Origin of the sequence: Variovorax sp. UMC13, from assembly GCF_014170375.1 — a bacterium.
GTDB lineage: Bacteria > Pseudomonadota > Gammaproteobacteria > Burkholderiales > Burkholderiaceae_C > Variovorax.
Genome location: NZ_LZZW01000031.1, coordinates 472,847 through 480,995 on the forward strand (window position 1 = coordinate 472,847; position 8,149 = coordinate 480,995).

An 8,149-nucleotide genomic window follows, 5' to 3' on the forward strand; every position below is an offset into this window, starting at 1 on the left:
GTCGGCGATGCCACGATTCTTCGTCGCGACCGCCGCACGCTCAATGACCGAGCGTCTCTGAATTGTGCCCGTTCATGCGCGCACGCTGCCAGACGCCGGGCTGCTCGCCGATCACGCGCTTGAAGGCCCGCGAGAAGGCCGCATAGGACGCGTAGCCCACGGCCTGCGCCACCTGCGCGATCGACTCGCCCTGCGCCAGCCGGCGCGCAGCCAGCTGCATGCGCAACAGCAGCAGGAACTGCAGCGGCGACTGGCCGCAGGCTTCGGCGAACTGGCGGAAGAAGGCCGCGCGCGAGAGGTGCACGCGCGATGCCATCGCGTCGACCGTCCAGGCCTGCTCGGGCGCCTGCAGCAGCTGCGACACCAGCGGCGCGAAGCCCGGCCGCCGCAGCAGCGCCCAGAGCCCGCGCGTCTGCGCTTCGCCGCGCGAGACATGGCGCAGGCCGTAGAAGAACAGCAGGCCGGCCAGCCGGTCCATCAGTGCCGAGGGTTCCGGGCCGGTGCGGTGCGCCTCGCTGCGCATCAGGTCGAACAAGGTTGCCGCGGACGCGTTGGTGCGGTCGTCGGCACGCAGCAGCAGGCAGTCGGGAAAAGCGTCGGTCACCAGCGCGCGAAACGGTCCGTCGAAGGCGAAGAAGCCGCAGGCCAGCCCGGTCTCGCCCAGCGCGGCAACGGTCGACAGCGGCTGCATCGCGCGCGGCGCGCAATCGATGGTCGGGTCGCTGTAGGGCGAGAGGAAATGCGGCACGTCGCGCATCAGGAACACGCCGTCGCGCGGCGCCAGCGCCACCGAGGGATGGCCGGGCCGGTGCAGCCAGCAGCGGCCGTCGAGGATCAGGTGGAAGCTCGCGCGGGCCCGGCCCGCGGTCGAGGCGCGCCAGCGGCCGCAGTACTGGCCGACATGGAACACGCTGGCCTGCCATTCGAGGCCGTCGAGCAGCCAGTCCACCACGCGGTCGGTCTGTGCCTGATGGTCGCTGTTGCTGTCGCTCTCGCTTGCAGGCGCCTGCCGCATGTCGTGCCCGGAATTCATCGCGCGAGTGTGGCCGCAGGCGCGCGCAACGCCAACGAACCATTGCGCTTGAGCTTATGCGGTGGCGGCCATCGACGCGCGTTGCCAAGTCGCATTCATTCAGGAACGCGCCCACCAGGGCGCACGCAGCGTGCCGCCCTGCAGCCCGCCATGCGCCTGGATCACGCCGCGCCAGGAGCCGTCGATGTCGTGTGCGTCGATGCTGTCCGCCCAGCGCTCGGATGGCACGCGCTCACCACCGGCGCGCAGGCGCACTTGCGGGCGCTCGGCCGTGGTTTCGGGCGGTCGCTGCGGGGAGACGAGGCGAAGGCGAAAGCTCATGTCTGTTCCTTGGTTCGTTCGCGGTGGCGATCGGGCCGCGCATCGCATGCGCCACCTTGCCGCAGATACGGGCCGGCGCTTAGAAGCATTCGGTGCTTGCTTATCCGGAAAACGTGCTCACCACCGGAGCCCGCCCATGGCTGTAAGGACCGCTCTCTCATGCGTCGCGGGTTTAGACCGACAGCACGGCCCGCGGGATCGCCCTAGGATGCCCGCGTATGCAAGATCCCGCCCTCCCCTTCCACCGCCTGATCTACACCAGCCAGGCCAAGTTGCCCCTCGAGACCGGCGTGCTGCTGCGCCAGGCACAGAAGAACAACCCCGCACGGGGCATCACGGGCGGGCTGGCCGTGCTCGACGGCGTCTACCTGCAGTATCTCGAAGGCAGCGAAGAGGCGGTAGAAGCCCTGTTCGCGCGCATCCTCACCGACGGCCGCCATTCAGGCGTGAAGGTGCTCGAGCGCAGGGCCGTGACCCGGCGCATGTTCAGCGACTGGTCGATGGCGCTGCTGGAATGGACGCCGGGCACCCGGCAGATCTTCCAGGGCTTCTCGCCGGACAGCGCGCTGAACCTCTACGAGACCGACCCGACGACAGCCGCGCCCCTGTTCCGCGCCTGGGCCGCGACGCGGGACTGGCATCCGCTGTCGCCGTCCGAAGGCTGAGGCCATCCGCCGGCCTCTCACGGGCTTTCAGTTGTCGACGTTGTGATACTGCTCGACCTGGCACGCGTAGGTGCCCGGCTGGGTGGCACAGACCGCATAGCCCTGAGCGGGCGGCGAGCCGCTTGCGCAGCCGGCCAGCAGGCACAGAAGCGCTGCGCCCATCGTCTTTTGCATGTGCTCTCCTTTGAAGACTGCCTTCACGCGCCGGCCACCGCCACGCACTTGATCTCGACCAGAAGCCCCGGATGGGCCAGCTCCGTCACGCCGATGCAGGTCCATGCACAGGTGCCGCGAGGAAAGGTCCGGTCCTTCACCGCCCTGAACACAGCCATGTGCTGCCGCATCTCGACATGGTAGGTGGTCATCTCAACCACGTCCTCGAAAGTGCAGCCGGCTTCGGCCAGCACCAGCCGCAGGTTCTCCCAGGCCGCGACGAACTGCGCCTCGGGGTCCGCGATGACCTGCAGCGCAGGCGTGCGGCCGACCTGGCCGGCGCAGTAGACGGTCGCGCCCACCTTCACGGCGGGCGCATAGCCGGCCCTTTCCGCCAGCAGCTTCATGGATGGCGGAAGGATGATGGTTCGGTCGGTCATGTCGGAAAGTCGGAGGAAGAAAAGGTGGGGGTCGGCGATGCCATGTGCATCGACATTGTCGGTGCGTCCCCCTCAGCGATTCATCGCCGGGCCGCCGGCCACAGCCGCACCACCAGCGCCGCGAGCGCCGAGCCGGTCGCCAGCCCCGTGATCGCCATCCATCCCCATTGCGCGAGCACCAGCGCGCCCAGCGCCGAGCCGATGGCCATGCCGATGAACATGCCCACGAACAGGATCGCGTTGAGCCGGCTGCGCGCGCCGGGTTCGATGCCGTAGACCAGGGTCTGGTGCGCGATCAGCGTGGCCTGCACGCCGAGGTCGAAGCCCACGGCGCACAGCGCCAGCAACCACAGCTGCGCATGCGGCGACAGCCAGGGCGCGGCGGCCATGGCCGCGAAGGACAGTGCCGTCAGCGCCACGCTGCCGCGCGCCACCCAGGCCGGGCCGTGGCTGTCGGCCAGCCGGCCGGCCAGCGGCGCGGCCAGCGCACCGGCCGCACCGGCCAGGCCGAAGGCGCCGGCCGCCGCGCTGCCCAGGTGGAAGGGGGCACCGTGCAGCATCACGGCCAGCGTCGACCAGAAGGCGCTGAAGCCGATCACCACCAGGCCCTGCGCCAGCGTCGCGCGGCGCAGGGTGCCGTGGCGCCGCCAGAGGTCGACCAGCGAGCCCATCAGCGCGCCATAGGACATCCGCGTGGTGGGCGCGAAGCGCGGCAGGCCGCGCCAGGCCGCCACCCCGACCAGCGCGATGCTCGCGGCCGCGGCCACGAACATGCTGCGCCAGCCGAAGTGCTCGGCCACGAAGCCGCTGACCACGCGCGACAGCAGGATGCCCAGCAGCAGCCCGGTCATCACCGTGCCCACCGCCTTGCCGCGCCGGGCCTCCGGGGCCAGCACGGCAGCGGCCGGCACGATGTCCTGCGCCAGCGTGGCCGACAGGCCGATCGCCAGGCTGGCCGCGAGCAGCAAGCCGACCGAAGGCGCGGCGCCGGCTGCCAGCAGCGCGACGCAGAGCACGGCCGCCTTGACCAGGATGATGGTGCGTCGGTCGTAGCGGTCGCCCAGTGGCGCCAGCAGCAGCAGGCCCAGCGCATAGCCCAGCTGGGTGAGCGTGGGCACGAAGCCCACGGTGCGCGCCGAGGCGCCGATGTCGGCGCCCAGCCCGCCCAGCATCGGCTGGCTGTAGTAGAGCGAGGCCACCGCGAAACCGGCGGAGCTGGCGAGCAGCAGCACCAGCGCGGGCGGCAGCGTGTCCTCGACCGGACGCTGGGCGGCCGAGGCATGCACGCATTGAATGGAAGACATGGTGTTAACCCTTAGATCCTGAAGCGAGCCGCGAGTGTGCCCAGGAAATCCAAACCTGGGTAGCCGCAGGGACTGCACAATGCCTATACGCTTGACGTATAACCGTTGCCCACGCCTCCCCCGTTCTCGCATGGCCACCACCGACCCCTTCTCTGCCCCCAACGCCGCCGGGCGCATCGAGCTGCTGCAGACCTTCGTCCGGATCGTGGAGGCCGGCAGCCTGTCGGCCGCCGCGGTGCAGCTCGGCGCGACCCAGCCGACCGTGAGCCGCCGGCTGCAGGCGCTGGAGCGCGCGCTGGGCCTGCGCCTGCTCAACCGCTCGACCCATGCGATGAAGCTGACCGAGGACGGCGAGCGCTGCTACGAGCGCGCCAAGGAGATGCTGGGCAGCTGGGAGAGCTTCGAGGCCGACCTGCGCGGGGCGGGCGACGAGCCCGAGGGCACGCTGCGCGTGGTGGCGCCGCACGCCTTCGGCCAGCGCCTGCTGATGGGGCCGCTGGTCGACTACCTGCGCCGCTACCCGCGGGTGTCGGTCGACTGGCTGCTGCACGACCGCCCGCCCGACTTCATCGCCCAGGGCATCGACTGCGCGATCCAGCTGGGCGAGGTGGAAGACGCGCTGCTGGTCGCGCTGCGCCTGACCGAGGTGCCGCGCATCGCGGTCGCCGCGCCGTCACTGCTCGCAGGCCTGGCGGCGCCCACGCACGCGAGCGAGCTGGCCGCCCTGCCCTGGCTGGCGCTGCGCACCTTCTACCGCGACGAGCTCTCGCTCACGCATGTGCGCAGCGGCGAGCGGGTGCGCGTGCCGATCCGCCCGCGCCTGGGCACCGACAGCCTGTTCGCGCTGCGCAACGCCACGCTGATGGGGCTGGGCGCGAGCATCGTCTCGGCCTGGACCGTGACCGACGACATCGCGCAGGGCCGGCTGGTGCACCTCGCGCCGCAGTGGCGCGCCGACCCGCTGGCCGTGCACCTGATCTACCCGCAGTCGCGCTTCCAGCCGGCCCGGCTGCGGCGCTTCATCGATGCGATGCGGGTGGCGGTGCCGATGGCGCTGGACGGCGCGGCGCAGTATGTGGACTAGGACCTGGGCGCTTAGCGCCTCCGTCCTGCACGCGAGCGCCGCTTGTCGACGCTAGATTCGCTGGCATGAAATCCCTGCGCGGCCAGCTGGTCGTCTTCTGGCTCCTGCTGCTCGCCATCTGCGTGGCCCTCGGCGTGATGATGGTCACGCTCTACCGCAGCAGCGCCGGCGCGCAGGTGGCCGAAGGCCGCGCCATGGCCGAGCAGTCGTGCCGTGCCATCGCCGGGCGCTACGCCAGGTCGGTGACCGAGCCCGCGCCGGCCGCGCCGCAGCTCGACCTGCTGCAGGTGCTGCTGCAGCTGGTGCTGATCGAGGCGCCGCATGTCGAGGGCGGCGTCTGGCAGCGCACCGGCGGATGGCTGGCCTACGCCTACCCCAGCTACGAGGGCAGCGGCGTGAAGCGCGACATTCCCGTCACCGAACAGCCGCTGATCCTCGAGCTGGCGCAGCAGGCCGCGCGCACGCAGCAGCTGCAGACCGACGTGGTGCGCGGCTCGCGCGAGGCGCTGATCGTGTCGGCCTGCCCGCTGGCCGCGCCCGGCAACGATCTCGCGGCCTGGACCATGACCCGCACCCATGCCGGCGCGCTCACGGCGCAGACCAGCCTGCGCACCGGCCTCGGCATCCTCACCGGCGTGGTGCTGGCCTCGGGCCTGTGGCTCGGCCTGATCCTGTTGCGCGGACTGCGGCATGTGCGGCGCGTCGAGGCGCAGCTGGTCGAGGCCGAAGGCGATGCCATGCCGGTGCTGACGCGCACCGGCGTGCGCGAGCTCGACCGCGTGGTCGACGGCTTCAACCGCTATGGCCTGCGCTTCGAGGCGGCCCGCTCGCACCTGCGCGAGGCGGCGCAGCGCCAGAGCCGCGACCAGCGGCTGGCGGCGCTGGGCCGCATGACGGGCGGCATCGCCCACGAGATCCGCAACCCGATCGCCGCGATGCGCCTGAAGGCGGAGAACGCGCTGGCGCTCGGCCCCGAGCGCCAGGGCGAAGCGCTGCACGCCATCGTCGGCCAGATCGACCGCCTCGAAGGCCTGGTGCAGAGCCTGCTGGCGCTGGTGCAGCCGGTCAACGTGCAGCCGAAACGGGTCGAGCTGCCCGACTGGCTGGCCCAGCGCGCCGCCGCCATCCAGCGCCGCGCCGACGAGGCCGGGGTCGAACTGGTGGTCGAGCCGGGCACCGTGGCGCAGGCGGTGTTCGACCCAGTGCACCTGGCGCGCGCCGTCGACAACCTGCTCGACAACGCCGTGCGCCATGCGCCGCGCGGTGGCAGGGTGCGGCTGCACGCCGCGCCGCGCGAAGGCCGCCTGCACATCGGCGTGGACGACGACGGCCCCGGCGTGCCGCAGGCGCTGCGGGCGCAACTCTTCGAGCCCTTCGCCACCGGCCGCGCCGACGGCACCGGCCTGGGCCTGGCGCTGGCGCGCGAGGTCGCGCTGGCGCACGGCGGCGAGCTGGTGCATGTGCCCCTGCCGCAGGGCACGCGTTTCGAATTGGAGCTTCCATGGCCCACCTCCTGGTCGTAGACGACGACGCAGCCTTCCGCGAGACCCTGGCCGAGACGCTGCAGGGCCTGGGCCATGCGGCGACCGAGGCCGTCGACGGCGCCGCCGCGCTCGCGGCGCTGCAGACCGCCCGCTTCGACGCGGTGTTCCTGGACCACCGCATGCCGGGCATGGACGGCCTGCAGACGCTGGCCGCGATGAACGCCCAGCTGGCGCGCGTGCCGCCGGTGATCGTGCTCACCGCCTACGCCAGCGGCGGCAACACCATCGACGCGATGCGCCTGGGCGCCTTCGACCACCTGACCAAGCCGATCCGCCGCGATGCGGTGATCGAGGTGCTGGGCCGCGCCCTGCGCCCGGACGACGCCGCGCCCACGGCCACGGTGGCCGTCGCGGACGACGAGGCGGACGCCCTGGTCGGCCCCAGCGATGCGATGCGCGAGGTGCACAAGCGCATCGGCCTGGCCGCGGCCAGCGCCGCGCCGGTGCTGGTGCTGGGCGAGACCGGCACGGGCAAGGAAATGGTGGCGCGCGCGCTGCACCGCCACTCGGCGCGCGCCGACGCGCCCTTCATCGCCATCAACTGCGCGGCCATCCCAAAGGAACTGCTCGAGAGCGAACTCTTCGGCCATGTGCGCGGCGCCTTCACCGGCGCCACCGGCGACCGGCCCGGTTGCTTCCGCGCGGCCGACGGCGGCGTGCTGCTGCTCGACGAGATCGGCGACATGCCGCTGGCGGTGCAGGCCAAGATCCTGCGCACGCTGCAGGAAGGCAGCGTCACGCCGCTCGGCGGCCACCGGACGGTGAAGGTCGACGTGCGGGTGGTGGCCGCCACCCACCGCGACCTGGGCGCGGGCCTGCGCGACGGCAGCTTTCGCGAAGACCTGTTCTACCGGCTCAACGTGCTGTCGATCGTGCTGCCGCCCTTGCGCGAGCGGCTGGCCGACATCCTGCCGCTGGCCGAGCACTTCCTGCGCCGCGCGGCCGAACGCGAGGGCCTCAAGCCCGCCAAGGCCCTGTCGGTCGAGGCGGCGCAAGCGCTTCTGAGCCACCGCTGGCCCGGCAACGTGCGCGAACTGCGCAACCTGATGGAGCGCTGTCACGTGCTGGCGCGCCATCGGGTGATCGGCGTGGCCGAGCTCGGCCTCGACAGTGCCCGGGCCCCGGGGCCCTCCCGTCCGCCGGCCGACGCCGAACTGCCCGCCGCCTGGCTGGCGGGCGAGCTGCCGGCCAGCGTCGAGAAGCTGGAGCGCCTGCTGATCGCGCATGCGCTGGCGCAGGCGAACGGCAACCGCGCCGAGGCGGCACGGCGGCTCGGCATCCATCGGCAGCTGCTCTACAAGAAGCTGGCGCAGTACGGACTGGAATGAGACGTCCGCAAAGCGGACACCCTGTCTCGATAAAGGCCACCTCCGGCCGCCCGATCGCACGCAAGTCCTTGATTTCAAAGGGCGCGACGGCTGGCACGGCGATTGATACGCAGAAGGCATCCCCACCACCCTGGAGCCTTCCCATGCGATTCCACATTCGCCCCGCCGGCCTGGCCGCCGCCCTGCTGCTGCTCGGCGCCAGCACCTTCGCGCAACAACCACCCATGCCCCCGGCTCCGCCCGGGCCCATGGCCCCGGCCGCCGCCCGGCCCCTGCC

The 8,149-nt window shown here is 72.0% G+C and carries 9 protein-coding genes; 4 read left to right on the forward strand and 5 right to left on the reverse strand.

Annotation, left to right across the window (positions count from 1 at the left end; genetic code table 11):
- Positions 1–40: 40 nt before the first annotated feature.
- Complete coding sequence (locus tag A9977_RS27325) at positions 41–1,033, reverse strand: AraC family transcriptional regulator (RefSeq protein WP_405054706.1); 993 nt, start codon at positions 1,031–1,033, stop codon at positions 41–43.
- A 99-nt stretch (positions 1,034–1,132) separates the two neighbouring features.
- Complete coding sequence (locus A9977_RS27330; protein ID WP_183027925.1) at positions 1,133–1,354, reverse strand: hypothetical protein; 222 nt, start codon at positions 1,352–1,354, stop codon at positions 1,133–1,135.
- Between the two features lie 218 nt (positions 1,355–1,572).
- Here A9977_RS27330 and A9977_RS27335 point away from each other — a divergent pair, with 218 nt between their 5' ends.
- A complete protein-coding gene (locus A9977_RS27335; protein ID WP_183027926.1) occupies positions 1,573–2,019 on the forward strand; it encodes a BLUF domain-containing protein in 447 nt (148 codons plus the stop codon).
- Positions 2,020–2,046: 27 nt separating this feature from the next.
- Here A9977_RS27335 and A9977_RS27340 read toward each other — a convergent pair whose 3' ends face one another.
- From A9977_RS27340 to A9977_RS27350, 3 genes are all read right to left on the reverse strand, one after another.
- On the reverse strand, positions 2,047–2,193 hold the full coding sequence (locus A9977_RS27340; RefSeq protein ID WP_183027927.1) for a hypothetical protein: 147 nt from the start codon (positions 2,191–2,193) through the stop codon (positions 2,047–2,049).
- A gap of 23 nt (positions 2,194–2,216) precedes the next feature.
- Positions 2,217–2,612, reverse strand: a complete 396-nt coding sequence (locus A9977_RS27345; protein ID WP_183027928.1) for a RidA family protein — start codon at positions 2,610–2,612, stop codon at positions 2,217–2,219.
- Between the two features lie 80 nt (positions 2,613–2,692).
- The gene (locus tag A9977_RS27350) at positions 2,693–3,916 is read right to left on the reverse strand and encodes an MFS transporter (protein ID WP_183027929.1); all 1,224 of its coding nucleotides are present in this window, start codon (positions 3,914–3,916) and stop codon (positions 2,693–2,695) included.
- Between the two features lie 130 nt (positions 3,917–4,046).
- Here A9977_RS27350 and A9977_RS27355 point away from each other — a divergent pair, with 130 nt between their 5' ends.
- From A9977_RS27355 to A9977_RS27365, 3 genes are all read left to right on the forward strand, one after another.
- Entirely contained in the window at positions 4,047–5,000 is a 954-nt protein-coding gene (locus tag A9977_RS27355; protein WP_183027930.1) for a LysR family transcriptional regulator, read from the forward strand.
- Positions 5,001–5,065: 65 nt separating this feature from the next.
- Positions 5,066–6,523 (forward strand): HAMP domain-containing sensor histidine kinase, encoded by a 1,458-nt coding sequence (locus tag A9977_RS27360; protein ID WP_183027931.1) that lies wholly within the window; start codon positions 5,066–5,068, stop codon positions 6,521–6,523.
- Positions 6,502–7,872 carry a sigma-54 dependent transcriptional regulator gene (locus A9977_RS27365; protein ID WP_183027932.1) on the forward strand — a complete coding sequence of 457 codons (1,371 nt, stop codon included), beginning with the start codon at positions 6,502–6,504 and terminating at the stop codon, positions 7,870–7,872. Before A9977_RS27360 ends, A9977_RS27365 begins: the two co-directional genes overlap by 22 nt.
- Positions 7,873–8,149: the final 277 nt, after the last annotated feature.

Excerpts from the sequence above, each read along its gene's own strand:
- A9977_RS27360 (WP_183027931.1), top strand. The coding sequence starts at position 5,066 with ATGAAATCCCTGCGCGGCCAGCTGGTCGTCTTCTGGCTCCTGCTGCTC.
- A9977_RS27335 (WP_183027926.1), top strand. The coding sequence starts at position 1,573 with ATGCAAGATCCCGCCCTCCCCTTCCACCGCCTGATCTACACCAGCCAG.
- A9977_RS27330 (WP_183027925.1), bottom strand. The coding sequence starts at position 1,354 with ATGAGCTTTCGCCTTCGCCTCGTCTCCCCGCAGCGACCGCCCGAAACC.
- A9977_RS27350 (WP_183027929.1), bottom strand. The coding sequence starts at position 3,916 with ATGTCTTCCATTCAATGCGTGCATGCCTCGGCCGCCCAGCGTCCGGTC.
- A9977_RS27345 (WP_183027928.1), bottom strand. The coding sequence starts at position 2,612 with ATGACCGACCGAACCATCATCCTTCCGCCATCCATGAAGCTGCTGGCG.
- A9977_RS27325 (WP_405054706.1), bottom strand. The coding sequence starts at position 1,033 with ATGAATTCCGGGCACGACATGCGGCAGGCGCCTGCAAGCGAGAGCGAC.
- A9977_RS27365 (WP_183027932.1), top strand. The coding sequence starts at position 6,502 with ATGGCCCACCTCCTGGTCGTAGACGACGACGCAGCCTTCCGCGAGACC.
- A9977_RS27340 (WP_183027927.1), bottom strand. The coding sequence starts at position 2,193 with ATGCAAAAGACGATGGGCGCAGCGCTTCTGTGCCTGCTGGCCGGCTGC.
- A9977_RS27355 (WP_183027930.1), top strand. The coding sequence starts at position 4,047 with ATGGCCACCACCGACCCCTTCTCTGCCCCCAACGCCGCCGGGCGCATC.